Origin of the sequence: Pedobacter sp. KBW01, from assembly GCF_003852395.1 — a bacterium.
GTDB lineage: Bacteria > Bacteroidota > Bacteroidia > Sphingobacteriales > Sphingobacteriaceae > Pedobacter.
On record NZ_QAJQ01000014.1, the window covers coordinates 86,179 to 112,420 of the forward strand.

23 protein-coding genes and 1 tRNA gene are annotated in these 26,242 nt (G+C 37.1%); 8 read left to right on the forward strand and 16 right to left on the reverse strand.

Annotated features, from left to right (window positions below; translation table 11 throughout):
- Positions 1 to 50: 50 nt before the first annotated feature.
- The 4 genes from DBR40_RS15890 to rpsU form a co-directional block, all read right to left on the reverse strand.
- A tRNA-Thr gene (locus tag DBR40_RS15890) sits at positions 51 to 123 on the reverse strand.
- Between the two features lie 569 nt (positions 124 to 692).
- Positions 693 to 1,040, reverse strand: a complete 348-nt coding sequence (gene hpf, locus DBR40_RS15895; RefSeq protein WP_025143266.1) for a ribosome hibernation-promoting factor, HPF/YfiA family — start codon at positions 1,038 to 1,040, stop codon at positions 693 to 695.
- A gap of 14 nt (positions 1,041 to 1,054) precedes the next feature.
- Positions 1,055 to 1,939 (reverse strand): tyrosine-type recombinase/integrase, encoded by an 885-nt coding sequence (locus DBR40_RS15900; RefSeq protein ID WP_124560734.1) that lies wholly within the window; start codon positions 1,937 to 1,939, stop codon positions 1,055 to 1,057.
- A 156-nt stretch (positions 1,940 to 2,095) separates the two neighbouring features.
- Positions 2,096 to 2,290, reverse strand: a complete 195-nt coding sequence (gene rpsU, locus DBR40_RS15905) for a 30S ribosomal protein S21 (protein WP_086549247.1) — start codon at positions 2,288 to 2,290, stop codon at positions 2,096 to 2,098.
- 165 nt (positions 2,291 to 2,455) lie between these two features.
- Between rpsU and DBR40_RS15910 the strand changes: the two genes are divergently transcribed.
- Positions 2,456 to 2,839 carry a hypothetical protein gene (locus tag DBR40_RS15910; protein WP_124560735.1) on the forward strand — a complete coding sequence of 128 codons (384 nt, stop codon included), beginning with the start codon at positions 2,456 to 2,458 and terminating at the stop codon, positions 2,837 to 2,839.
- Positions 2,840 to 3,034: 195 nt separating this feature from the next.
- Here the strand turns inward: DBR40_RS15910 and DBR40_RS15915 are convergent, their stop codons facing one another.
- Positions 3,035 to 4,186 carry an acyl-CoA dehydrogenase gene (locus DBR40_RS15915; RefSeq protein WP_124560736.1) on the reverse strand — a complete coding sequence of 384 codons (1,152 nt, stop codon included), beginning with the start codon at positions 4,184 to 4,186 and terminating at the stop codon, positions 3,035 to 3,037.
- 533 nt (positions 4,187 to 4,719) lie between these two features.
- The gene (locus DBR40_RS15920; protein WP_124560737.1) at positions 4,720 to 5,151 is read right to left on the reverse strand and encodes a hypothetical protein; all 432 of its coding nucleotides are present in this window, start codon (positions 5,149 to 5,151) and stop codon (positions 4,720 to 4,722) included.
- Positions 5,152 to 5,247: 96 nt separating this feature from the next.
- Here DBR40_RS15920 and DBR40_RS15925 point away from each other — a divergent pair, with 96 nt between their 5' ends.
- From DBR40_RS15925 to DBR40_RS15940, 4 genes are all read left to right on the forward strand, one after another.
- On the forward strand, positions 5,248 to 6,999 hold the full coding sequence (locus DBR40_RS15925) for a lysophospholipid acyltransferase family protein (protein WP_124560738.1): 1,752 nt from the start codon (positions 5,248 to 5,250) through the stop codon (positions 6,997 to 6,999).
- A gap of 337 nt (positions 7,000 to 7,336) precedes the next feature.
- Entirely contained in the window at positions 7,337 to 8,146 is an 810-nt protein-coding gene (locus DBR40_RS15930; RefSeq protein ID WP_124560739.1) for a lysophospholipid acyltransferase family protein, read from the forward strand.
- 175 nt (positions 8,147 to 8,321) lie between these two features.
- Positions 8,322 to 9,476 carry a hypothetical protein gene (locus DBR40_RS15935; protein WP_124560740.1) on the forward strand — a complete coding sequence of 385 codons (1,155 nt, stop codon included), beginning with the start codon at positions 8,322 to 8,324 and terminating at the stop codon, positions 9,474 to 9,476.
- A 116-nt stretch (positions 9,477 to 9,592) separates the two neighbouring features.
- Complete coding sequence (locus DBR40_RS15940) at positions 9,593 to 9,868, forward strand: hypothetical protein (protein WP_124560741.1); 276 nt, start codon at positions 9,593 to 9,595, stop codon at positions 9,866 to 9,868.
- On the opposite strand, the gene DBR40_RS26880 is transcribed toward DBR40_RS15940, so the two are convergent.
- Positions 9,865 to 10,017 carry a FeoB-associated Cys-rich membrane protein gene (locus tag DBR40_RS26880; RefSeq protein WP_166210136.1) on the reverse strand — a complete coding sequence of 51 codons (153 nt, stop codon included), beginning with the start codon at positions 10,015 to 10,017 and terminating at the stop codon, positions 9,865 to 9,867. The two genes, DBR40_RS15940 and DBR40_RS26880, sit on opposite strands and share 4 nt — an antisense overlap.
- A 149-nt stretch (positions 10,018 to 10,166) precedes the next feature.
- Here DBR40_RS26880 and DBR40_RS15945 point away from each other — a divergent pair, with 149 nt between their 5' ends.
- A complete protein-coding gene (locus tag DBR40_RS15945; RefSeq protein WP_124560742.1) occupies positions 10,167 to 10,481 on the forward strand; it encodes a hypothetical protein in 315 nt (104 codons plus the stop codon).
- A gap of 56 nt (positions 10,482 to 10,537) precedes the next feature.
- Here the strand turns inward: DBR40_RS15945 and DBR40_RS15950 are convergent, their stop codons facing one another.
- Entirely contained in the window at positions 10,538 to 13,789 is a 3,252-nt protein-coding gene (locus tag DBR40_RS15950) for a TonB-dependent receptor (RefSeq protein ID WP_124560743.1), read from the reverse strand.
- 519 nt (positions 13,790 to 14,308) lie between these two features.
- Here DBR40_RS15950 and DBR40_RS15955 point away from each other — a divergent pair.
- Positions 14,309 to 14,533, forward strand: a complete 225-nt coding sequence (locus DBR40_RS15955; protein WP_124560744.1) for a hypothetical protein — start codon at positions 14,309 to 14,311, stop codon at positions 14,531 to 14,533.
- Positions 14,534 to 14,535: 2 nt separating this feature from the next.
- A complete protein-coding gene (locus DBR40_RS15960; RefSeq protein WP_124560745.1) occupies positions 14,536 to 14,787 on the forward strand; it encodes a hypothetical protein in 252 nt (83 codons plus the stop codon).
- Positions 14,788 to 15,108: 321 nt separating this feature from the next.
- On the opposite strand, the gene DBR40_RS15965 is transcribed toward DBR40_RS15960, so the two are convergent.
- The 8 genes from DBR40_RS15965 to DBR40_RS16000 form a co-directional block, all read right to left on the reverse strand.
- Positions 15,109 to 16,557 (reverse strand): hypothetical protein, encoded by a 1,449-nt coding sequence (locus DBR40_RS15965; RefSeq protein ID WP_124560746.1) that lies wholly within the window; start codon positions 16,555 to 16,557, stop codon positions 15,109 to 15,111.
- 86 nt (positions 16,558 to 16,643) lie between these two features.
- Entirely contained in the window at positions 16,644 to 19,439 is a 2,796-nt protein-coding gene (locus tag DBR40_RS15970; protein ID WP_233603909.1) for a TonB-dependent receptor, read from the reverse strand.
- A 111-nt stretch (positions 19,440 to 19,550) separates the two neighbouring features.
- Positions 19,551 to 20,066 carry a DUF962 domain-containing protein gene (locus tag DBR40_RS15975; RefSeq protein ID WP_124560747.1) on the reverse strand — a complete coding sequence of 172 codons (516 nt, stop codon included), beginning with the start codon at positions 20,064 to 20,066 and terminating at the stop codon, positions 19,551 to 19,553.
- Between the two features lie 89 nt (positions 20,067 to 20,155).
- Complete coding sequence (gene rny / locus DBR40_RS15980) at positions 20,156 to 21,727, reverse strand: ribonuclease Y (protein ID WP_124560748.1); 1,572 nt, start codon at positions 21,725 to 21,727, stop codon at positions 20,156 to 20,158.
- A 298-nt stretch (positions 21,728 to 22,025) separates the two neighbouring features.
- Positions 22,026 to 22,316, reverse strand: coding sequence for a cell division protein ZapA (locus tag DBR40_RS15985; RefSeq protein ID WP_025143281.1), 291 nt, complete (start codon positions 22,314 to 22,316; stop codon positions 22,026 to 22,028).
- Between the two features lie 34 nt (positions 22,317 to 22,350).
- The gene (locus DBR40_RS15990; protein ID WP_124560749.1) at positions 22,351 to 22,641 is read right to left on the reverse strand and encodes a hypothetical protein; all 291 of its coding nucleotides are present in this window, start codon (positions 22,639 to 22,641) and stop codon (positions 22,351 to 22,353) included.
- 31 nt (positions 22,642 to 22,672) lie between these two features.
- Entirely contained in the window at positions 22,673 to 25,072 is a 2,400-nt protein-coding gene (gene pheT / locus DBR40_RS15995) for a phenylalanine--tRNA ligase subunit beta (protein WP_124560750.1), read from the reverse strand.
- A 188-nt stretch (positions 25,073 to 25,260) separates the two neighbouring features.
- Positions 25,261 to 26,148: a hypothetical protein gene (locus DBR40_RS16000; RefSeq protein ID WP_124560751.1), complete on the reverse strand. Its 888-nt coding sequence runs from the start codon at positions 26,146 to 26,148 to the stop codon at positions 25,261 to 25,263.
- Between the last annotated feature and the right edge of the window lie 94 nt (positions 26,149 to 26,242).

The window sequence follows — 26,242 nt, forward strand, 5'->3', positions numbered from 1 at the left end:
TGGTATCTCCCCAACTTTATCTTAAAATGCTAACACTTTAAAATAAAAAGAGCCTCCTATCGGAATCGAACCAATGACCTACTGATTACAAGTCAGTTGCTCTACCAGCTGAGCTAAGGAGGCTTTAAATTTTGTGCAATGATACGAAAAATCTTCATTTTTCATACTATTAGCGTGTATTTTTAAAACTTTTATCTTTTTAAAGAACAACCCTTTTCTTCTTGGCGTAACGCCCTTTCCGAAAGGGAATGCAAATATACACACTTATATTTCACTTCAAAATAAATTTGAAAAAAAATGGAGAAGTTTTTTTGTCCATTTCAGTAAACAAGCCGAATTGGCTTAGTAATCAACCGCTTAAAATTGAATATTTTTTTCACTTTTTTCTGCTCCTTTTTCGAAAAAACGAAGCTTTATGGATAACAACAGGAATACTCATCTAAAATTAAAAGCTAAATAAATTTCAAAAAAAATAAAATCACTCCTCTTTTGATCATTTTTTATTCAAACGCCAATAGAAATTAAGTGAAATTAATCGCAAAAAAACCGAAATCCATCAACCCATCCCACCTGTAGCATTCATTTTTTTTAAATCAAACACTGTTTTTCTTTCAAAAACACGAGCGCTTAACACAAAAAAAGCAGTGCATTTTGAACTGCACTGCTCCTTTTTTATAATTCTCTACTTAATATTAATAATCTGCGGCTTCGCTTTCGCTTAAAATGGCTTTATGCTCACTCAATTTTGCACGCGTTTTATCCTTATGTTTCGTAATTTGCTTTCTTAGCGATTCGATAGCCAGATCGGTGGCCTCTTCAAATGATTTACATTGTTCTTTAGCGAATAAGGTCCCTCCTGGCACAATAAGTTTTATCTCACTGATTTTATTGGCTTCATCCTCTACGTTCTCTAACTTTAAATACACTTCGCCGCTAATGATCTGATCAAAAAACTGATCGAGTTTGTTTGCTTTTTTCTGGATAAAGTCTAACAACTTACTGTCTGCACTGAAGTGGATTGATTGAACTCCGATTTTCATTTTTCCTCCTTTTTTTACGCCTTTGGGTGGGCTTGTTTATAAATTGTTTTTAATCTTTCAATAGAATTATGGGTATAAACCTGTGTGGCCGCTAAACTAGCGTGGCCCAACAATTCTTTTATTGCATTTAAATCTGCACCTGCATTTAACAGGCTGGTTGCGTAGCTGTGCCGGAGCACGTGTGGACTTTTCTTTTCATGAGTTGATACGTGTTTTAGGTATTCGGTAACAATACGGTATATTAATTTTGGATATGCCGCTGCTCCTGTATTGGTAACGATTAAGATAAGCAAATTGTTATTAAAGTTTTGCAACTTTTTTTGTTCAATATAGATATTTAGCTGATTAATAAGCGATTTATTTATTGGGATGATACGTTCCTTGTTCCGTTTACCCAAAACTTTGATTGTACCAGAGTAAACATCTATATCGGTATCTTTTAATTGTAGTAATTCGGCTAAACGCATTCCGGTGCCAAAAAGCAGTTCTATCACCACATGGTCGCGCACTGAAGGGAAACTGGCATCGAAATAATGCTCAGAATCCAGCAAATGATCCATTTTCAGCGCATCAACAAATACCGGAAGTCTTTTAGGAATTTTAGGTGCCTTAATTAAAACTGTAGGATTCTGATCAATCTTTCCTTCCCTTAGCAAAAACTTGTAAAAACTGCGTAATGCCGAAATTTTTCGGTTAATGGTGGTTTCGGCATTTTCCTGCTCCATTAAATCGACCATATAACTCCTGAGGTGAGTATGTTTCACTGCTAAAAAATGGAGCTCGAATGTACTGTTGATATACCTTTCAAACTGATCCAAATCGGCTTGATAAGAAGTGATGGTATGCTGAGAATAGCGCTTCTCGTGAGTTAAATATGTAATAAAACTTTTCAACAACATTCAATATCTTTTTGAGGGGCATTGATATGAAGTTACAAATAGTTTTGATATAAAGAAATCATTAATTAATTGTTTATTGTAAAGTTTTTGATTCCTTTAAAAACAAAAAAGCTCCGATTAAAAAATCGAAGCTTTAATATATTATATCGTAAACAACTATGCAGTTGTATCTTGATTCATATTCTGAATGTAAACAGCATGTTTAATTTCAGTACGGCGAGCAACGGATTTTTTCTCGTATGCTTGGCGACTACGTAGTTCTCTCAATACACCAGTTTTTTCAAACTTTTTCTTGAAACGTTTAAGGGCTTTATCTAATGATTCGCCGTCTTTAATGTTGATAATGATCATAACGCTGAAATACCTCCTCTCGTGGTTTTTAAATTTCCCGTACTATCGGGGCTGCAAATGTAAGCAAAATATTGAAATTGAGAAAGATTTTTAAAAGAAATTTTATTTGACCCTTTGGTTAAATTAATGGGTTCTTTGTTTAATTTAGATAAACTATTTACTACTATGACGACAGGCAAAAAAGTAACCTCAATTATTGCAGTTATTATTGTGCTACTACTTGTGGCAATTTGTTATTACCGGTACTTCTTTGTTTTTGGCGAAGGTGTTAAAGCCGGCGAACTAAATTATGTGGTTAAAAAGGGTTACATCTTTAAAACCTATGAAGGAAAACTGATTCAGAGTGGGGTAAAATCGCGGCAAACCGGAACATTACAAAATAACGAATTCGAATTTTCTATCGCCAGTAAAGAAGTTGCAGAAAAAATGATGGCCAATAGTGGTAAATTTTACGAGCTGCACTACAAGGAATACAAAAACACCCTCCCATGGCGTGGATTTAGTGTGTATGTAGTGGATAGCATTTTAACAACTACGGACATAAAATAAGCTTAAAGCTAAATTTAGGCCTAAATTTTTCAACTTCGCATCAAGCCGCTTTAGTCTTTAGTATGAACATTCCCCATAAGTATTGGCTTTAAAACGCGAAAAAAATCCGGAGGTAATTAAACCGTCCGGATTACTCATAATATATTTGGTTTGTTGTTTCTTTAGAAAAGTACTGATTTGCTTTGGTCTTTCAACTTAATTCAGCACTTCACGGGCAATTACAATTTTTTGGATTTCCGAGGTCCCCTCACCTATGGTACATAGTTTACTATCGCGGTAAAATTTCTCTACCGGGAAATCTTTAGTATAACCATAACCGCCAAAGATCTGAACAGCATCGGTAGCTACCCTAACCGAAACTTCGGAAGCAAAATATTTTGCCATTGCCGATTCCTTTGTCATTGGTAAATGCCTGTTTTTTAAATCTGCTGCCTGACGGATCAGTAATTCTGCAGCTTCAATTTCAGTAGCCATATCAGCAAGCTTAAAACTAATGGCCTGGAAGCTAGAAATCGGCTGACCAAATTGCTGCCTTTGTTTCGAATAAGCTACAGCTGCATCGAAAGCCCCCTTAGCAATACCCAAAGCCAGTGCTGCAATAGAAATACGTCCGCCATCTAAAACTTTCATGGCCTGTTTAAAACCTTCGCCTACATTGCCTAATAAATTGGCTTTAGGTACACGGCAGTTATCAAAAACCATTTCAGTAGTTTCTGAAGCACGCATACCCAGTTTATTTTCCTTTTTACCTGCCGAAAAACCTGGTGTACCGCGTTCTACCACAATGGCCGAAATTCCTTTCGAACTCCCCTTTTCGCCTGTACGCACCATTACTACAGCAATATCGCCACTTTTACCATGGGTAATCCAGTTTTTTGCTCCATTAATAATATAATCATCGCCATCTTCAACAGCAGTAGTCATCATCCGTAAAGCGTCAGAGCCTGTATTGGCTTCTGTTAAGCCCCAGGCACCAATCCACTCGGCAGTTGCCAGCTTTGGCAGCCACCGTTGCTTCTGCTCCTCATTGGCAAAAGCTAAAATGTGGCCAGTGCATAAAGAGTTGTGTGCCGCCAGCGATAAGCCGATTGAACCACAAACCCGCGCCACTTCTACAATTACATCAACATACTCCTGGTAACCCAATCCCGAGCCCCCGTATGCTTCGGGCACTAGAACCCCCATTAAGCCCAACTCGCCAAGTTGCTTAAACAGCTCGACAGGAAAATGCTGTGCTTCATCCCACTCCATTATATGTGGACGAATATTTTTCTCTGCAAAATCGCGAACCATAGTCCGCACACTCTGCTGAGTTTCTGTTTCTGAAAAATCGAAGCTTACGCTCATTAAATTTATATTTTATAGTTAGTTGCAGCAATTATAAACAATTATTTGATAGTTAGTTACCATCAAATAATTTCGCAATTGCAGAATGAAATGGTATTCGGTTCAATATGTTATGCCGTTAATTTTAAAGCTTGAAATTGGTAGAGAAAGTTTTTTTTATTTTTTTCACAACTATGGAAGGCATAGGTAAATAAATTTTCAGTTTGAACTAAAATAGATTGCAAATGCATTGCAATAACAGTTCTATTATAACACTAACAATAGTGCCATTTCGTATAGCTGTATTTAAAAAGAAATATAAGGAGTAATTTTATCAATCACTTCCTAACTCAAAAGAACAACCTTTTTTAAATCTTCAGTACCCGAATAATTGCCGTTCTGTTTGCGATACGTTTTGCAAAAGCTCTTCCTATTCCCTTTATCTCATCCTGCTGTGACGAATCAGCTGTATTAATATCTACGATTACTGTTTTCTTAACGTATGCTTTCTTTTCAAAAGGAACAAAGCTTTTAGCATTACCAGGTGGTTTCTTCTATATTAACATAAGGGAGCAATTTCTGGTACAGCTCTGGCGAAATGGTATACATTTTTTTAGGTCTTCGGGCTTGTAAAAGCTCCCTCCCTTATTGGTATAATTTACAATTGCTGCAGGCTGTTTTGGCGATAAGCCAAAGCTTTGCCAACCATTAATAGATAAGGTATTGGGGTCAAAATTAAAAAACCTGATATTTTTTACTGCGTCTGAGCCATCAATCCGCCTGTGGGTATAAGCAGAGCGTTCTTCTTCAACCACTTTTAAATGCTGGATCTGCGACAAAAGCGTAGGATCGTCTTTTTCAACCGGTTTATAGTAGTTATATAAAAAAGGTGTAGCTTTAATTGCAATAATGAGTAGCACAAGAAACAACAAACCATTGAATTCGCCTTTACTAAAACCGAAATGTTTGTTGAGCCAAATTCTCATAGATGCGATATGACATGCGTATTATAAATATAAATCTTATTTTTGGAATTGCAAAACTGTATAGGTTTTGCCTATCAACGCCACAAAGAATTTTATATGAAGATCATTACTACATCTGAGTTTGCGAAAGCAACAAAGATAGATAAGCTAGGTGTACCAGGTTTGGCAGGTTTGATGATGGAGATCATGAAGCTTAACGACATCAATGATGTTTTTGCTCAAAACCAACACTTTAAAGGTTTAGAATTTGTAGATAAAATATTAGAAACCATTGGCGTTTCTATCGAATTTGACGAAGATGATTTAAACAGTATACCTAAAACCGGGCCATTTATTGCCATTGCTAATCACCCTTATGGTGGGGTTGAAGGCCTGGCCCTGGTTAAGCTTTTGTGCACGGTGCGCCCGGACGCAAAGGTGATGGTAAACTTCATTTTGAAGAAAATCCCCAATCTTGATGAGTTTTTTGTTGCTGTTAACCCATTCGAAAATGTTCAGCACTCCTCAAGCATCAGCGGTTTAAAAACCACTTTCGATTTACTTAGAAACGGTACCCCAATTGGCATTTTCCCTGCCGGAGAAGTTTCGACCTTTAAGCTGGATGCCCAACAGGTAACCGATAGAATGTGGCATCCTGTAGTTGGAAAGCTCATTGCAAAGGCAAAAGTGCCAGTGGTACCCATTTATTTCCATGGCAACAATGGTGTTTTCTTTAACATCTTAAGTTTCATCCACCCCACCCTGCGTACTGCAAAACTTCCATCTGAGTTTTTAAACAAGCACGGCCGCACCATTAAAGTGAGGATTGGTAAACCAATTGCAGTTTCGGAAATTTCGCATATGAACAGCAGTAACAAGCTGATGGACTTTTTGAGGGCCAGAACTTATGCGCTGGGTATTGGGCTAGATACTGAGAAAAAACTCTTCAACCCACTTAATCTGTTTAAAATTAAAAAGAAAGCTGCCGATGTAATTGAAGAAACTTCGCGTGTGCTGATTAAAGCGGAGGTAGAGCAGCTGGAAGACTTTAAGGTTTGGACGGAGAAAAATTACGAGGTTTATATTGTTCCTACATTAAAGATCCCTAACATTTTAAGAGAAATTGGCCGTTTGCGTGAAATTACTTTCCGTGAGGTTGGCGAAGGTACCAATAAAAAAATCGACCTCGATAACTACGATATTTACTATAATCACTTATTTATTTGGGATAAAGATCTCGAAAATATTGTAGGTGCTTACCGGATTGGTAAGGGCGACGAAATTTTAGAAAGCATGGGCCGCCGTGGTTTCTACCTGTCTGAGCTGTTTAAAATGAAAGATCAGTTTTATCCAATGCTAAGACAGGGTATCGAACTTGGTCGCTCGTGGATTAGAAAAGAATATCAGGGTAAGCCGCTTCCTTTGTTCCTACTTTGGAAAGGTATTTTAAAATACCTGATTGATAACCCACAATACCGCTACATGTTTGGGCCGGTAAGTATCAGCAATAATTTCTCAAAGTTTAGTAAGGCACTGATTGTTGATTACATTACCAAAAACCACTTCGATTATGAAATGGCCAAATATGTTAAACCAAGAAATAAATTTAAGGCCGATTTATTACCTATTGCTACCGATACCCTTGTAGATAGCAGCGAATCGTTTAAAGATCTGGATAGTATTATTGGCGATATCGAAAACTCACACATTAAAATCCCGGTGTTGTTAAGGCAATATATGAACCTGAATGCGAAGATTATTTCATTCAATATTGACCCGAAATTTTCTGATTGCTTGGATGGTTTCTTAGTGGTTGATACCCACAATATTCCGCCAGAAATGCTTGAAAAACTAGGCAAGAACTTATAATCTAAAACAAAAAAACCCAGACATCCATCTGGGTTTTTTTATTATCAACTAACCTAAACTTTATAAATACTAACCAAATATTTATGCCACAAAAGTAAGATGACCTTGTTAAGTTGTTATTAATGAAATGTTATTTATAGAATATTTTGAATCACAATTTCTTAATCGATAAATACGCTGTTGTTCATATTATTCTGTTACCTTTAGCTACTCTGTATGAGCTATGATAAACATTCTTCTTTATAAGAACCGAGTGTTTCCCTCCCTTATATTTAGCTCAAATAAAAAACATTTTATCAAATTGGTTTCAGGTGGAATCAATTTTGAATCCTAATTTATGACAGTCATTTCTAAAGAAAATTTTTCGAAAGCTACGGGTATCTGTAATATTCCAATCCCAGGCCTCGCCTCCTTTTTAATGAGATTTTTGAAGATTAACGACTTCAACGGAATTATTAAGGATGCCCACACATTAGAAGGCGAAAAATTTGCCAATCATATTTTGGATGTTTTGGGTGTCAGCATCCAGATTAGTGATGAAGATCTTGCCAATATCCCCAAAGAGGGGGCATTTATCGCCATAGCTAACCATCCTTATGGCGCAATCGAATCGCTGGCATTACTCAGTACACTGGCTAGTAAACGATCAGACACCATGTTTATGGGGAATTTTTTATTAAAAAAAATCCCTAACCTCGAAAAATGCATCATTGCAGTAAATCCTTTCGAAAAGGTTCAGGATACATCCAGTATCAGCGGTTTGAAAACAACTTTAAAAGTTTTAAAAGACGGAAGCCCGGTTGCAATTTTTCCAGCTGGCGAAGTTTCTTCCTATAAATTCAGGAAAAACCAGATTACAGATCGCGAATGGCATCCGGTAGTGGGAAAAATTATCGCTAAAGCCAAAGTGCCAATTCTACCTGTATATTTCCATGGCAACAACGGCATCTTTTTTAGCCTCTTAAAATATATACACCCATCATTGCAAACTGCAAAACTGATTTCAGAGTTGTTCAATAAAAGTGGGCATCAGTTAAAAATCAGCATCGGAAAGCCTGTTAATCTAGATGAAATAGCCTGCAAAGGCTGTAATATTTCGCTATTAAGGCATTTGAGAACCAGACTTTATGCGCTTAAAAAAAATTAAACCTCACTTTCATAAAAATAGTGTTAATTTCTGATTAAGGACAACCTCGTTGTTAACATAAACAAATTGTTGCTTTTATGTTAATTATAAGTAAATTTAATGTAACCAAATATGGTGCGGTTTGAAAAGAGGGATCTACATATATTTTCTGAACGTTATTTTGTTCGTTTGCACGATGATGATAAGCATCAACGTGAAGGGACAGAACTATTCATTCGATTTTTATAACGGAACTTTTAATTTCAGTATCGATTCTTCTATTGTTTTCAACACATCGCAAAAAGCAACTGCCACTGAAACCGAAAAATTTTACAGTTATGTATCGGCCGGCCATTATGCAGAATTGATTGCTTCATTAAAAAAATACCGGGAAAAATACGACCTGAACGACTGGATTTATTACCAACTGATTCGTAAAACAGCAGAACAGATTAGTCCGAAGGCCGATAACTATTTCCGCTATACTTTATACAAATGGTTTTTACTGAGTAAATGTGGCTACGATGCCCGCCTGGCAGTGGGCAACGATCAGGTAATTTTTTATGTGAAGAATGAAGAAAACATTAGCGATATCCCCTTCTTCATGATTGATGGCGAAAAGTACATGTGCCTCAATTACCACGATTATGGTAAGTTGTTTAAACAAGCTGATGCTTACAAGCCGGTTAACATTACCATTCCGGAAGCCAGAAATGCATTTTCGTACAAGGTTACCCGTATGCCTGATTTTAAACCCGAAAATTATGCCGAAAAAGATGTAGAATTCAGCTACCGCCAAAAAATTTACCATTTTAAATTAAAGGTGAACGAAGATGTACAGGCTATTTTTAAAAACTATCCAGGTGTTGATTTTGAAAGTTACTTTAACATCCCCTTAAGCCGCGAAACATACAGCTCGCTAATTCCGATTTTAAAAAACAATTTAAAAGGAATGGATCAGAAGAAAGGTGTCGATTACCTGATGCGATTTACACGTTACGCTTTTTTATATGAAAACGACGAACAAAACTTTGGTACAGAAAAAAGATTATCGCCCGAGCAAACCTTGTTAAATAAATACAGCGACTGCGACGACCGGGCTGCGCTCTTTTTTTTCCTCGTAAAAGAAATTTACGATTTACCCATGGTGGCCTTACTGTATCCTACACACCTTACCATGGCCGTACAGTTCGATAAACCTGTGGGTGAATTTATAACTTATAAAGGCAAAAAATATTCGTTTTGCGAACCAACGCCCCAAGCACAGGATTTAAAAATTGGCCAGCTTGCCAATAAGCTGAAAAACATTAAATATGAGATTGTATATGCTTACGAGCCTACAAAGAGATAAAAGACTATAAATATTAAATTCGGGTTAATTTAATATTAAAAAAACATTATCTTATTAATAACAAGCGCATTAACAGCTAATTTAAAGTATTTTTATCCCAAAAGGAGAATAACCCAATGGCTGCTATCATATATACCGTTATCAAAGAATTTTTTGTTGAAATTCATGGCCATCCGGTTAAAGCACGGATCTTATCACCAATTAACGACGAAAAGACTTTTACTTTTCAGGTGAGCTCGCACTTTAAAAACACCAGCGAGCAAGAAGCCAACATACCTGCATCAACATTTACTTCGTATGCAAACGCCGAACGTCATTTGCTTAGTTACCTTGAAGCTTTCCAGAATACTTTAGATTTGGGTGGCGATGTAGCCCCGGGAGTTAATTTCTAAACATTCTCTTTATCGTCTTTTTCAGAAGGAAGCTCCGCATCAATAGTATCTTCTTCAAACTTCTTTTTATCCCGCTGGTTTCTTCTAATTAGATAGGCAATTAAAATAATTACCAATACCGCAACGCCAATTAATACTGGATAGTTCATATTCGACGGATTAAGATTTAACAGACCTGATCTATACTAAGTTAGCCGAAATATTTTAGATGTTAACCACACGCCAAAGTGTTAACATAATCATAATATTAATTTAACTTTATGTTTTTTTACCTTTGGAAAAACCTACAAGTAGTTAAATGAAAAAGAACAAATCCAGGTCGAAAAGCCATTCGACAAGCAAAAAAATACGTAAAGAATTAGAATCGAAATTAGCCCTTGCATTTAACGAACTTGTTAATCAATACGGAAAAGCAAAGAAAACAGAAAAAATTATCGAGAAGTTTGCAAAGCAATTAGCTAAAAAAGTTTCTATTTCTGCAACAAACGATTCAATAACCCCATTTATCAAAGAAGAAAAGGACGTGATTGTTCCTGTTAAAGATAAACCAGTTAAAGCTGTTGCTGCAAAAAAGGTAAAAGCTCCAGCAAAAGAAGAAGCTGAATCAAAATAAAAACAAAAGGCTCTGTTGATTAACCAACAGAGCCTTTTTATTAACTGACTACAAGCTTAAAAGCTATATCTTAATCCCAGCTGCATCTGATAACGCGATGCAAAGAAATCTTTTGAATAAGAGGTTACATCTTTCTGTGCAAAGGTGTAAACCGGATATGCAGTTGGTGTTCCGGCAGTAGCTACCTTAATACCTACACTGGCCATTGAGTTATAGGTATTAGGCGAGAAATACTGAATACCCCAGTCTTTATTAACCAAATTGGTTAGGTTAATAATGTCGTAAGTTAAAGTTAACACATGCGGATGTTTGCCTTTCGCCACCTGGATATCCTGAGCAAAGCGGAAATCGGCTTGCACGTTCCACGGTGTACGGGCACCATTACGTTCAGTAAAATCACCACGTCGGGTGCTTAAATATTTATCTCCATTAATGTAGGCATCAAATGCTACTGCCTGGGCAATTCCATCCGGAGTATTGGCGAAGAACTTTGTAGTTTCACCACTCGCTGGAATATACAATAAACTCACTGTTTGGCCCGTTCCGTTAATCCGGGTATTTACCAAGCCTAATGAGTACGGAGCGCCCGACTGGCCGCTAAAGAATAATGAGAAGTTAGAAACATACTTACCATTTTTTGCCCAATCTAATCTATAATTGACGGTTGAAATGATTCTGTTGCGGACATCGAAGTTAGAATAGGCCAGCCCCGGATTGTTTGGGCTCAATGCCTGATTTAACTGCCAGTTCGATTCCATAGAGTTACGGATACCGTTTGCAATATCTTTCGATCTACCGTAAGTATAGGCCACCATCATATCCAAACCTATCGGGAGTGACTTGCTGACCTGTGCAGTTAAGCTATATTTATATCCTCTGTCGGTGTTCGATAGCAAATAAGCATTGGTGTGTAATGGGTTAATTTTTGTACCCGAATAAATAGGCTGCTGCTTTTGCGTATCGTAAACCATGTATTTAGGATTATCTACATAGTTGATTTGCTGAAACTGCACATCCTTAATTACCTGGCTAAAAATACCTTCTACCGTAAACTTCCACTGATCGTCTGTTTTATAATCAAAAGCCAAATTACTTCTCCATGCTTTTGGCATTTTAAAGTTATTATCAACTAAATCTACCTGTGTAGCACCGCTTGCATCTTTAACATTGATGCCTTGTTTAGTTACATAACCTGCTTCGCCATTACCCGTTAAAGCATCTCTAACCGGATCTGAACCAGCTGCCGGAGTTACAATTTTAGTTGGGTCAGCATTGGCATAAACATACGACTTATCAAATGCACCATAGTTAACGCCATTGTTATAGTAAGCATAACCAATCCAGGCGAAAGGAATACGGCTGGTAAACAAACCGGTTCCGCCACGTATAATTAAACTCTGGTTACCCAGGGCATCAAAATTAAAACCTAAGCGTGGCGAGATCTGAATTTTATTCAGGAATTTATTTGTAATTGCCGATGGCTGCGTATAAGTGTAGGTTGTACCGTAATTTACATCAACCGGAGAATTTGCAGTTTTGCTGCTTAAGGTTGGCATATCAGGCAAATTGGCCATATCAAAACGCAATCCCGGTGTTAGCTTTAAACGGTCGCCCAGTCTAATTTCATCCTGACCATAAACACTATACATATTTACATTAAACTGTGCTGTTGGGTTTGCAATAATATTATCGCGGCTATTATCATCATAATTATAGTTTGTACGTACCCTGTTTGGCTGGTTGTTTAAAAAATCGTTGATGCTGCTGTAGGCCACGCGGCCATTCCATGAGTTTACAAAACCATAATTAATGTTGTAAAATTCGTTGTGTGTACCAAAAGTAAAAGTGTGGATACCTTTGCTGTAGGTGTAATTATCTGTAAATTCAAAGGTATTCTGCTTCATATTGAAAATACTGGCTTCACGATCGGTACCCAAAAACAAGGTACCTCCATTAGCTGCAATCTCAATCTGCGGTAAAGCCGGATTAGAAAGCGGATCGCGGAAATCATGAACAGTAGAATATCCAATGATCAGGTTATTGGTAGCTGAATTACCGAAACGTGTTTTTAAATCGGCCACTGTTGATGTTTGATTATTGTTCTGTCTGAAATCAATGCCACCAAAACGGAAGTTAGACTGATCTCTTTCTAAATTTGTTGCTTTAGAAACAATTGTGTTATTCCTTATTGTTAACTGGTTATTTTCATTAATATTCCAATCTAAACGGTTAAAGAATTTGTTTGATTGCGAGTAGATATTGTAATTACCAAATGCACCGGCATCAACCCCGTATGCAGTGTTCATGCGGTCAGCTATCTGTTGTGCTTCTGTAGCAGTAAGCAGTTTCATATCTGATGAACCTGCACCCAAAATTACCGGGTCCTGGCGACGGGTAATTTCCTCATTAGTAAAGAAAAACAATTTATCTTTTATAATCGGAAAGCCTACACGGAAACCGGTTTGATAATCGTGAAAGGCTGAAGGTTCTTTTGAATTATCGCCAATTTTATTTCTGCCAATCAAAGCTGCATTACGGCCATATCCATAAACCGATCCTGTTACATCGTTTGTACCGCCACGGGTTACAGCATTAATACTTCCGCCCAAAAAGTTACCCACTTTTACATCGTAAGGCGATAAAAGTACGGTAACATCCTGTATTGCATCTAAAGATACCGGATTGGTACGCGTACTACTCCCGGGCATACCTGAACTACCACTTTGCCCCCCTAATGAAGGGCTAAAACCAATAGCATCGTTATTAATTGCCCCATCAATGGTTACGTTATTGTACCTGAAATTGGTACCACCAAAGGTATTGTCTTTGCTACCTTGCGGGGTTACACGGGTAACATCCTGCAAACTGCGGTTCATAGTAGGCAAGGTTTTAATTTGCCCTTCGCCTATGCTGGTACCGGCACCGGCCTTAGTTGGCCCTCTTTGGCCACGTACGTTTACTTCTGCAAGCTGGCTGCCCTGCTCCTGAATATCGATATCTAATTTTTGATCGGCACCTAAGGTTAAATAGATATTTTCTTTAACTACCGGACTGTAACCTACATAGGTTACAGTAATTTTGTAAGGCCCACCCGGATTTAAATTACCAATGCGGTAAAAGCCGGTTTCATTTGAAGAACCTTTAGAGATTGTGCCGGTAGGAATATGTACCATTGCAATGGTAGCCCCGGGAATAATCCCTTTCTCATCTTTTATCTTTCCATTTATACTGGCTGTTGTTACCTGTGCCTGCGCCGTGGCAAACAGCAACAATACAATACTAAATAAGGTTAGTATGCGTAATTTCATTTTCTGTTGTTTTTATTTTGCTACAAAACAACAGTCATAATGTTAATTAAATGTTAAACAATAATTAAATAATTACCGTTTGTTAACAAAAAATAAACAATATAAAAATATTAGAGAAATACCATTTTAACACCCATTATGGATGGCCTCGAATGTGGCTTAATTGAGCAATAAAGCTAGTTTGAAAAGATGAAGGTTTGGTGAAGATCGTTTCATGAAAACCCAAACCTTATGGTACATCTTATTAAAATTAAATTTGCATTTATTTCAAACTAAAAAACAAATACATTAGGTCTATTAACGAACAAAATTAATCGTTAACACATACAAAATCTGCCGGGTAAATTTAACTTATCCTTTATAAGGCAGTAAACTCATCCCATTTTATTTTATTGGCAATGCGCAATTTGATCGGACAAATCAAGGCTGTAGCTATTTCTGTTACACCAACCTTTTTATGCCAGCGTTTTCAAATTGCCTACAGATTGAATTATTTTTTTACTTAAATAACATACTATCATGAGTTTAAACAACAAAATCTCGGCAGAAATTACTACCGAACAAATGGCAAGGGTAACTGCACAATTACAGGAAGCAAAAGCAGCCTTTAAAGATATGCTTATTTTTAACCTTACTGCAGATGAGCGCCAGAACATGTTAAAAATGGGCGATAAAACGCTGGCTTTCGTAGGCAGGGCTATTTCGCGCACCAAGCAATCGCCAGAGCTGCCCCCTCCTTTTTAGATGTGGCCGAAATACAAAAAGATTACAAATTTGCAGCCGATCTATATGAGATTTACCTCGAAGCGAATAAGTTTTTACGATCGGTAGAAGACTGCATGATGGTTGCCGGTGGTGAATCTTATGAAGCGGCTCCTGTTTTTTATAATGCCGTAAAGGGCGCGCACCGATCGAATATTGCAGGCACTCAAGACGTTTATGAAGATTTGAAGCAGCAATTCCCTAGAAACAGAAGGAATACCGAATCCAATATTTAAGAAAGTATATTGGCTGTGATTTTCAATTACAGCCAATAATTTTTGTACAAATTAACTCAAAATCATTAAAAAGAATATCGATTAAACAAAACCTATAATTATAAGATCAAAGCATATATTGATTAAACAAAAACCTATAATTATAGGCTCGGAGGATATAATTATCCGTTTTCAGCTGCTGGTGCGCCAGATGTAAATAATATTAAGCCCCTGCTTCTCGTTAGAAATACCTTTGTGTGAGTTAACAAAGGTTTCGCAAATAATTAAAAAGAAAAAGGCCGGAAGCGATTCCGGCCTTTTTTAATATTAGTTTAACTCAGATTATTTAACAGCACCTGGAGTAGTATAAGCTAAAGTTTGAGCATCAACCTGTGCCCAACCTGAAGCCCAGTTAGTTGTACCAAAAGCACCTTTGTAATCTACTTTATCAAAGAATGCACCCGATACTTTTGCATTGGTAAATGCAGCACCAGTAGCAGCAGCAGAACCAGTAACTAGAGTGAAGTCAGCATTTCCAGCTGCACCAGCTGCGGCGAAGTCTGTTCCGTAGATATAAGGATTCACGAATAGTGAACTTGCATATTTGCTGCCATCGAAAGTACTGGTTAATTTTAAAAGATCAGTAACCTGAGTAACAACACCAGCTGTACTCACACTGATATCAGTTTTGCTACCATAAACCAGGTTATTAGCAAAAACAGCCGAACCTGAAGTAAAGTTGGTAGAAGTAGAACCAGCAGTAATAACTTTAGTATCATCAACATAAACTCCGATTGGGAAACCAGAAATTACAGAGTTTAAAATACTGATTGATGAGTTACGACGAATTTGAGCACCGTGGTAATAGTTTGCGTTATAAGAACCACCTGAAGCTTTAATCGGACCTAAAATAGTAACATTTGAGAAAACAGCAGAAGTTTTAGGTGTTTGATCAGTACCTGTTGCATTGTTATCAGATTCGAAACCGTTTGATTGAGATTGATCGGCAACAGTAGCAACACGTTGTGCTAATGCAAACTGAATATTACCTGAATAACCAAAATCTGTATCGAAATCATCATCCCAGGTACCTATAGCCAATAAGTGTTTTGCATTTACTGTACCACCAAACCATTCGAAAGCATCGTCACCAGAACGGTAAATCTGAATATAATCCAAAGTAGTTCCCGAACCAACACCGCCCATCGTTAAACCGTTAATTTCGTTATCAACTGAATAAGCAATACCGGCAAATTCAATACGTACGTACTTCATAGTACCTGAATTATCAGCTACATCTGTACCACCATAAAAGATATAAGCTTTTTCGTCTTTACCGCTAGGTTGAACTAAACCGCCTTCGATTTTAACGTCAGTACCCTGGTTAACAGGCGCTTTACCTAATAAGATAACACCACCCCAATCTCCCTGACTACGTGCACCGGCATTTAAAGCAGATGTAAATACAATTGGTTTATCAACAGTACCGGTTGCATTGATCTTAGCGCCACGGGTAATAATTAATGTACCTTTTGAAGCTTTATCACCTTTGATGATTGTACCTGGTTCGATAGTTAAAGTAGCACCACCACTTACAAATACAAAACCTTTTAATAAATAGATTTTACTTGCAGACCAGGTTGTATTTGCTGAGATCTCGCCAGAAACTTCTACAACATTTGTATTGTTTGTCGGAGTTTCAGTTGAAGTACCTTCAACAATTACGTTCTTTTTACAAGAAGTTGAAAATAAAACTACTGACAAAGCAAGTAGTAAAAATTGGTTTTTCATTTTTTCTTTTTTAAATATTTTTATTTACAAATAGAGATTTTTAATTTTTCTTGTGGATTAATATCCTGTTAACATATTGTTAAAGACTAGAAAGTATAATTAAATGATAATGAAATGTTTCTACCCGTTTTGTAAGAGCTGAAAGTTTCATCACCACCATTACCTACACTACCGTTGTATTTTTTATCGCCGTTATAATCGAAATAAACTGTATTTCTTTGGTTTAATATGTCACCAACATTTAATTTAATCTCACCTTTTGATTTGATTACTTTGTAGCTGGCCTGGAAATCAATCACATCTCTTGGATTTTCCCATGTACTTGGGAAACGAATACCCCCCGCCTGAACAATTCTTCTGCCGATTTTATTGTAAAGGATATTGAAGTTTAATTTGTTATCTAAGGCGCTGTGCTGTAAACCAGCATTGATCAGGTAAGGCGACTGGCCTACCATCGGACGAGTTACGTCAATATATTGCTGATCGGTTGGGTTAGTTACCTTAGATTTAATTAATGATAAATTGAAATAAGCAGTGGTATTTTTAAAGAAACCTTCATCACTGATAAAGTTTAAATTCTTTCTTCCTTCAAACTCTAAACCATACACGTAAGCTTTCGGAGTATTAAAAAAGTTCACATCAACTGTTGATAATACATCGTAACGATAGATTTCGATCGCATTTGTAAAGTGCTTATAAAAAGCCGACACTGAGAAAAGCTGACCTGCTTCAGGATAAATTTCATAACGTAAGTCAAAGTTATCAATAAGCGATCTTTTCAAATTCGGATTACCAATGATATTACTCAATTGTTCATAATCATAATACGAGTTTAATGATAGCTCTCTAAACTCTGGTCTGGCCAGGGTACGGTAATAAGAAGCACGTAAATTAGCCTTTTTAGTCAAACTGTAGGTTAAGTTTAATGAAGGGAGTACGTCAAGCTGGGTATCATCAACATAAGTACCAAGCGTATTCATCAACTTTACATTATAATTTTCTACCCTTGCACCATAAACAGCTCTAAAGTTTTCACCAAATTTTTGATCGAGCATCAAATAACCATAGTTGGTAAATGAACTGGCATTGTAATCATCTAACGGACCGCCAACCTCTGCCAATCTATATACACCAGATTCAATTAGTGATGGTGCATATATTTCCGTAATAGGTAAAGCCCTGATCTTGGTTTGTAAATCGATATCATTGGTTGTTAATTGTGCGCCAACAAAGCGGGCATTGAAAGTCCTTTCACGATATTGTGACCCTAAACCAACTTTCATTGTGGTTGAAGCATCGAACAACTTAAATGGTGTGCTGTAATTAACATCACCTGCATATAAGTTCTCATTTAAATCAGAAAACATCCGTGTATTTTCCTTTCCTAATGAGGTAATATTAGCCTGATAAGGAACTGAAGGATTATTTTGATCAGCTAAAGCTTTTTGATAATTAATCTTCAGCTGGTTAGGTTGGTTATTGGTGATATTACTGTATGATGCAGTCCATTTCAACTTGTTATTACCTTTTCCAATTTGATGATCACCTTCAAAAGTTGCTTTGTAAAGTGATTTCTGCATAATGTCATAAGCAAAGAATTGGTTAGAGGTATTACCATCACGAATACCTGTACGAACAGTATAAGTATCATCGTAATTTTTGTTATAGATGTTTTTGAAGCTTATTTTGTTCTTGCCAAAGCTGTAGGCGAAATTTGCTAAAGCACCTAAACTACTCGAGAATTTATATTGGTTATCGTTATAATTATAGATATAAAAATTACGTTCCATATTCTCATTAATGGTCTGCGAGTTTCTGTAGGTAGCAGATACGGTTGCGCCAAAGCTGTTTCCATTTTCAAAATGTTTTACCCGGCCTAAATTAAACTGGTAATTCTGAGTCGGTAAAGCGCTGGTAGTTTTAATTGAATTATCAATCGGGAAGGATTTTAAAGCTGCAACGTTTTTAGCATCTGTGAAAGTTCCGTTCGCAATTGTAGCACGACTTGGAAAATTTTCGGCTAGTTGTTTCGAACCATCCTCATAACCTAAATAGGCTAAAGCATTTTTCTTGGTTCCAAGGAAATCTTTAAAAGTTGACTGGCTGTTATAACCATAACCAACACCAACTGAAAGGAAATTCTGCTCTGGAATATCTTTAGTTGCAATTTGCACCGCTCCTCCCGCAAAGTCAGCTGGCAAATCAGGAGTAGCCGTTTTGCTGATGGTAATTTTATCAACCAGGCTAGAAGGAACAATATCAAATGAGAAAGCTTTCCTGTTAGCTTCAGTACTTGGTAAAGTAGAACCATCTAAAGTAGCTGTATTGTAGCGATCACTTAAACCACGAACAACAACAAACTTGTTATCCTGTATGGTAGCACCGCTAATCCTTTTTAGAACGTCAGAGGTGTTTTTATCTGGTGATTTTTTAATCTGATCGCTGGAAATACCATCAGAAATTAAAGCACTGTTTTTTTGCTGTGCATATAAAGAGTTAACCGATTCTTGTTTAAAGCTTGCTTTAACTACAACTTCCTGTAAGTTTTGGCCACCTGCTTCGCTTAGCACAATATTTAAACTGGTAACTGATGGTCCTTTTACTTCTACTTCAGATACTTCTTTAGTTTGGTATCCTACATAAGAGAACTCAAGGGTGTACTTGCCATTGGCCATGGCCTGAAGGATATACTTACCATCTACATCTGTAGACACGCCTTTGGTAGTACCTTTTATTTTAACAGTTACACCAATTAGTGTTTCGCCTGTTTTTTTATCTGATACAACACCCGAAATTTTGCCTGTTTGTGCATAAGCTGCTATGCCAAGAAATAAAACCAGCACAGTTAGTGCTGTTCTTCTAAAAATTGTGATTAAGTCCAATTTGCCTGTATTTAATTTTAGGCAAAGCTATTACCACAATGTTAGCTGTATGTTAGATGTTAATTAAGCTTAGTTTATTTAAAAGTTAATTTAATGTTAACCGTATCAGATTTAATACTTAATACCAGTTTTCTTGCAAATGAAGTGCAATAACCAGATCGGACCGATTAACAGGAACTTAACGTCATCCAGAAAGGATGGTTTTTTACCTTCAATTTTATGACCGATAAACTGCCCTATCCAGGCAGCTACAAATATGGCAGCATAAATACCATAAGCCGTTCCACTACCAAGGCCAACGGCTTGCTCTATTTTAACGATGATATAACTCATAAGCCCTACAACCCAGATCATTAAGAAGAACAGTACAGGCGAAAGAGTATAATAATAGTATAAACTAAAGGCCAGTAAAAAAGAGGCCCAGTTAAAATAACCATTATAACTACCTAAAAAACCAATATGCGGAAAAGGAATCTGCCATATCAGTCCCAGCAAACTGAATACAATTAATGGTACGCAAATCCAGTGCACCGTTTTATTGGTTGGATTTTGATGACTTTCTGCATATTTATCAAAAAGTACATCAACCGGACGTTTTGGCTCTAATTGTATAGTTTGCTTGCTCATTATGTAAAAATAAAAAAAAGCGATGGAATATCCATCGCTTTATATAAGAGACCTTATAGGTTTTTAAAAACCATAAGGTCTTAAAAGTATTACTTAGCAAAAGCTACAGAACGGGTTTCCCTGATTACGGTAACTTTTATCTGTCCCGGATAAGTCATTTCGGTTTGGATACGTGTAGAAATATCTGCTGCCAGTAATTCGGCCTGGGCATCGGTAATGCGCTCGCTTTCTACAATCACACGTAACTCTCTACCAGCCTGGATTGCGAAAGTTTTTTCAACACCAGGGTAAGATAAAGCCAGTTCTTCTAAATCCTTCAAACGTTTAATATAGCTTTCTACCACTTCTCTACGTGCACCAGGGCGCGCGCCAGAAATCGCATCACAAGCCTGGATAATCGGTGAGATCATTGAGGTCATTTCAATTTCGTCGTGGTGAGCACCAATGGCATTACAAATTTCAGGGTGTTCCTTATATTTTTCGGCCAGTTGCATCCCTAAAATTGCGTGTGGCAATTCCGGGTTATCATCAGGCACTTTACCAATATCGTGTAATAAACCTGCACGTTTAGCCATTTTTGCATTTAAGCCCAGCTCAGCAGCCATGGTAGCACAGAAATTAGCCACCTCACGCGAGTGGTGTAACAAGTTCTGACCGTAAGAAGAACGGTAACGCATACGGCCAACCATTCTGATTAGTTCAGGGTGTAAACCGTGAATACCTAAATCGATTACTGTACGCTCACCAATCTCTACAATCTCATCTTCGATTTGCTTTTTGGTTTTGGCTACAATTTCTTCGATACGTGCCGGGTGGATACGGCCATCGGTTACCAAACGGTGTAAGGCCAAACGGGCAATCTCTCTTCTTACAGGATCGAAACCTGATAAGATAATGGCTTCAGGGGTATCATCAACAATAATCTCGATACCTGTAGCTGCTTCTAAAGCACGGATATTTCTACCTTCCCTACCAATTACGCGACCTTTAATTTCATCACTTTCGATATGGAAAATAGAAACCGAGTTTTCGATTGCAGCCTCAGTAGCTGTACGCTGAATGGTTTGGATTACTACCTTTTTAGCTTCTTTACTTGCTGTTAATTTGGCTTCGTCCACAATATCTTTTACTTGCATCATGGCCTGTGTACGGGCCTCTTGTTTCAGGTTTTCTACCAACTGCTCTTTAGCTTCTTCTGCCGAAAGACCCGCAATGGTTTCCAATTGCTTAAGGTGTTGGTTCTTCAATACTTCAACTTCCTCTTGTTTCTTTACTGCAAGATCAGTTTGTTTTTCCAGATTAGTTTTTTGCTTATCAAGCTCCTGCTCTTTTTTATTAAAGTTTTCCATGCGCTGGTTCACCGATTGCTCTTTTTGCTTCATGGTGTTTTCGCGCTGGTTAATGGTATTGTTTTTAGCGTTTACTTCCTGCTCGTGCTCAGCTTTTAACTGTAAAAATTTCTCTTTGGCTTCGAGCAATTTATTCTTTTTTAAAATTTCAGCATTGTTTTCTGCATCTTTTAAAATCTTCTTCACCTTGTTCTGTGCAGCCACTTCCTGCTGTTTCAGTAAGTTACGCAGGAGGAATCTTCCTACCACTACTCCGATAGCGATACCTGCAATTACGGCAAACACATATCCTAATATTTCAACTATTTCCATTTTGTTTTTTAAGTAAAAAAAAACCGCAACTAATTTTTAAAGTCTCATACATTTTAAACCTCAACTAAGCATAATTAGGGTTTAAGCCATTTTCAGGTGCAAAGCAAATGAAATACGCCCTCTTAACCCTATAGATATTGAAGTGTTAAGTTTTATAAAATTTGAAACTCAAAAACTAGCTGCGGCTATATTTTTGTGCTAATATATACAACGCTGCGTCATCCTGAATTTATTTCAGGATCTTATTTTAAAGGCTCTGAAGCAAGTTCAGAGTGACGAAATGTTTAAAGAACGAACCTTATTTTGAAAAGAAATTATTGAGTAAAACATCCAATTCTTCAACTTTATCGGCAACAGCAGTATCCTGATTTTGTACTTTGTTTTCTGTTCTTAATACGGCTGTTGCATAATGCAACACTGCCATAGAAAGAAGATCCTGCTTATCTCTAACCGCATAATTATCCTGATAATCTTTTATGCGCTCATTGATCATTTTTGCCGCCCGTCTCACAATTTCTTCCTCTTCCATATTTACCTTTAAGGGGTAAATACGGTCGGAAATGGTTATTTTAATCGAGATTTCTCCCATTTGTTTAGCTTAGTTTCTGATTTCCCCGCATCATTTATTTTTTCAATAATGCGATACTTTTATCAATCTCCCGCACAAAATCGTTAATTTTTTGTTTTATATCAAGCGATTTTTCACTGGTTCCTTCTATACTCTTAGCCAATTTTGTAACCCTTAATTTTTCTTCAAGTTCTACATTTTTGCCTTTCGAAGTATCGAATGCAACTTTTAACGATTGATTTTCAAGCTTTAATAAATCATTTTCTTCCTGTAGCGCATTACATAACTCTAATACCCGAGCCGTTTTTTGTAATACCTTATCTAATTGATCTGCAACAGAAGTCATGAATTTATTTCTAAAAATACGAATTTATATTTTATTTCCTAATTTCTGCGCCAGCTTGTGCTGTTAAATTCGCGATTAACTTCTGCATCGTATTTTCAATCTGCTTATCGGTTAAGGTCTGCTCTTCATCCTGCAGGATAAAGTTTAACGCATAAGATTTTTTCCCTTCCGGTAATTTATCTCCCATATACACATCAAAAACGCCAACTTCTTTAATCAGCTTCTTATCGGTTTTAAAAGCAATCCCTTTTAAAGTATCGAAAGTAACCTGTTGATCGATCAACAATGAAAGATCGCGGCGTACCTGTGGGTACTTTGCAACATCTTTGTGAACAATTTTATTTTTCTTAACGATATCCAGTAAAACAGCCCAGTCGAAATCAGCATAGAAAACCTCTGCATTTACATCGGCCACTTTACGGTCGGCTTTTGAAGCCGCTCCAAAGCTTACTAAGGTTTTATCGCCACGGAAATACTTAATACCGTAAGCAAAATCTTCATTCGTCAATGTATCACTTTGGTAAGTCGAAACCCCTAAACGGGCTATAATTGCATCAACAGCCGATTTTAAGTTATAAAAGGTAGTCGGTTTTGAGTTCTGGTTCCATTGCTCGCCTTGTTTCGCTCCCGAAATCAACAACAACAAGCGCGGGCGCTCTACATATTGTCCGTTAATCAAATGGTAAGTTTTACCGAATTCGTAAAACTTAACATCAGCATTTTTACGGTTCTGGTTGTAAGCTACACTTTCTAAGGCTGGCATCAATAAATTCTGTCGCATTACATTTAAATCGCTGCTCAACGGATTTAAAATAAATACAGCCTCATCTATATTTTTAGAATAAGCCGATTTGGTTAACGAATTACACATAATCTCAGCGTAACCATTCGAGGTAAGCATATCGGCAATTACGTTATGCGTATTCTCTTTTTCGGGTTTAATGCTATAAGATAGGGAAGCATTTACCTTGGTCGGGATTTCGATATTGTTGTAACCGTAAATACGCAGCACCTCTTCGGTAATATCGCACTCACGCGTAACATCTACTTTAAACGAAGGCACTCTTAATGCCAGGGTATCATCGGAAGTACTGGTAGCCGAAATGCCCAGGGCAGTAATAATGTGCTTAATTTCTGCCGAAGGGATATTTGCCCCGATTAGTTTATTGATATTGGTATAACTTACCTCGAACTCGAACGGACGGATATGTTTTGGGTAAATATCAGAAACTGATGAAGAAATTTCGCCTCCTGCCAGTTCTTTAATTAATAAAGCAGCATATTTTAAAGCGGTAACAGTAATTTCAGGATCGGTACCACGCTCAAAACGGAAAGAAGCATCGGTTTTTAAACCGTGTCTTTTCGAAGTTTTACGTACGGAAACCGAATTAAAATAAGCACTTTCTAAAAAGATATTTTTGGTTTCGGTATCTACACCTGAAGTTTTACCGCCAAAAACACCTGCAATACACATTGGTGCTTCAGCGTTGCAGATCATTAAATCATCTGCACTTAATTTGCGCTCAACATCATCAAGCGTTACGAAAGGTGTACCTTCAGCCACTTTTTTAACAATAACTTTTCCGCCGGCAATTTTATCGGCATCGAAAGCATGTAGTGGCTGACCTAAACCATGCAATACATAATTGGTAATATCTACCACATTGTTAATCGGACGAAGGCCAATTACTTTCAGTTTATCTTTTAACCACTCAGGCGATTCGGTTACCGTTACCCCTGAAATTGTAACACTGCTATAACGTGGGCATGCCTCTAAATCTTCAACCTCAACCGGAATAACCAGGCTCTCGTTATCTGTTTTAAAAGCAGTAAGATCAGGAATTTCGTATTCGCTTCTGAAATAAGCGGCCAAATCTCTGGCTACACCTAAATGCGAAGCTGCATCCGCACGGTTTGGCGTTAATCCAATTTCGAAAAGATAATCATCCTCCATTTTAAAATGATCTTTCGCCAGAATACCTACTTCAGCATCATTGGCCAGAATCATAATTCCATCGTGCGATTTACCTAAACCAATCTCATCTTCGGCGCAAATCATTCCCTGCGAAAGTTCGCCCCTGATTTTTGATTCTTTAATTTTAAATGGCTCACCCTCTAACGGATAAACAGTTGTACCCACAGTAGCTACAACCACTTTTTGTCCGGCTGCCACATTTGGTGCACCACAAACAATCTGCAGGTTTTCACTTCCACCAACATTTACAGTGGTAACCCGTAAGCGATCGGCATTTGGATGCTGTACACAGGTTAATACCTCGCCTATAACCAAACCTGCCAGGCCTCCTACTATAGGCTGCACTTCTTCTACACTTTCTACTTCTAAACCCACATTGGTTAGGATTAAAGAAAGTTCCTGAGGTGTTTTATCTATCTGTACAAATTGTTTTAACCAGTTATATGATATTTTCATTTTTGGAGTATCAAGTAGTAAGTACCCTGTATCAAGACATATCCAGAAGGGCACTCTAATTTCATAAAACGCAAAGATATTATTTAAAGGTTAAAGCCGAAAGGTGATTATGCGGAAATATAGCGGTAAATTGATGATATTGCATATATTTTAACCAATACCGTATTTCACAGCACATAAATATGTAATTACTCATAGGGATTGCCAATAAATTTTTTACCATTAAAAAACAGTTTTCGAATTATTGTCTTTTGTTTTTCTTTCCTCGCCCTAACAATTGGCGTATTATCATCTGTTAAGTATGTAAAATATAGCGTTCTATTTTTTGGATTATACTCAAATTTCTCAATATCCCCCATCCTTGCAGTCAATACGAGAGCAGAAGAACTATGATCTCCATGATCGTATCCTTCGTTATCTTCAAACGCCGGATAGTTAAAATTAATAGAATCCTTTTTCACCTCTACTACTACAGCAGTACTATAAATACACGTTGTACACCCTACACCGTCGCCTAAACACAAATACAGCTCTTTATTTTTCACAGGCAACTTATAGATCATATTAAACCATGCCCCACTGGAAGGAAAATTATTGTTCACATCCTGGCTAGTTTTAATAATCTGCTTTCCTGAAGCTGTTCGATAATACAACACACTGATATTGCTTTTAAAAGTGCCACCTGTATTCTCGTACCAGTTAAATATCCAAAATCTTTTATCATCTGAGCGTATTACTCCTAGCGAGGTGTGCAAGCTATCCAGCATCTCATTGGTAACTTTTGGATTGATTAGCACCCTGGTCAACTCATGGATTATCAAATCATTAATATCGTGGCCCGAAGTATCATCCGCAATACTTTCGGATTTGGTAGTATCTGCGATAGATAACAGCGTTTTTAAACTATCAAGAATTGGAAAATGTACAGCATTAGTTGTAGTTGAATCTTTTTGAACTTTTGATTCTGCATTTTTTACACTTTTTTGCTGTCCTTCCTTTTTTGCAATTTTATTGGAATTACAAGCGAATATAAAAGTAAGTAAAAATGATATCACCAGATATTTATCTAATTTCATGATTGCGTTTAAGCTGAACCAGCAAGATACTACTATTAATAATTGCCGCTAAATAATTAGGTTTACCTTCATTAAGCGTTTACAAATTAACGAA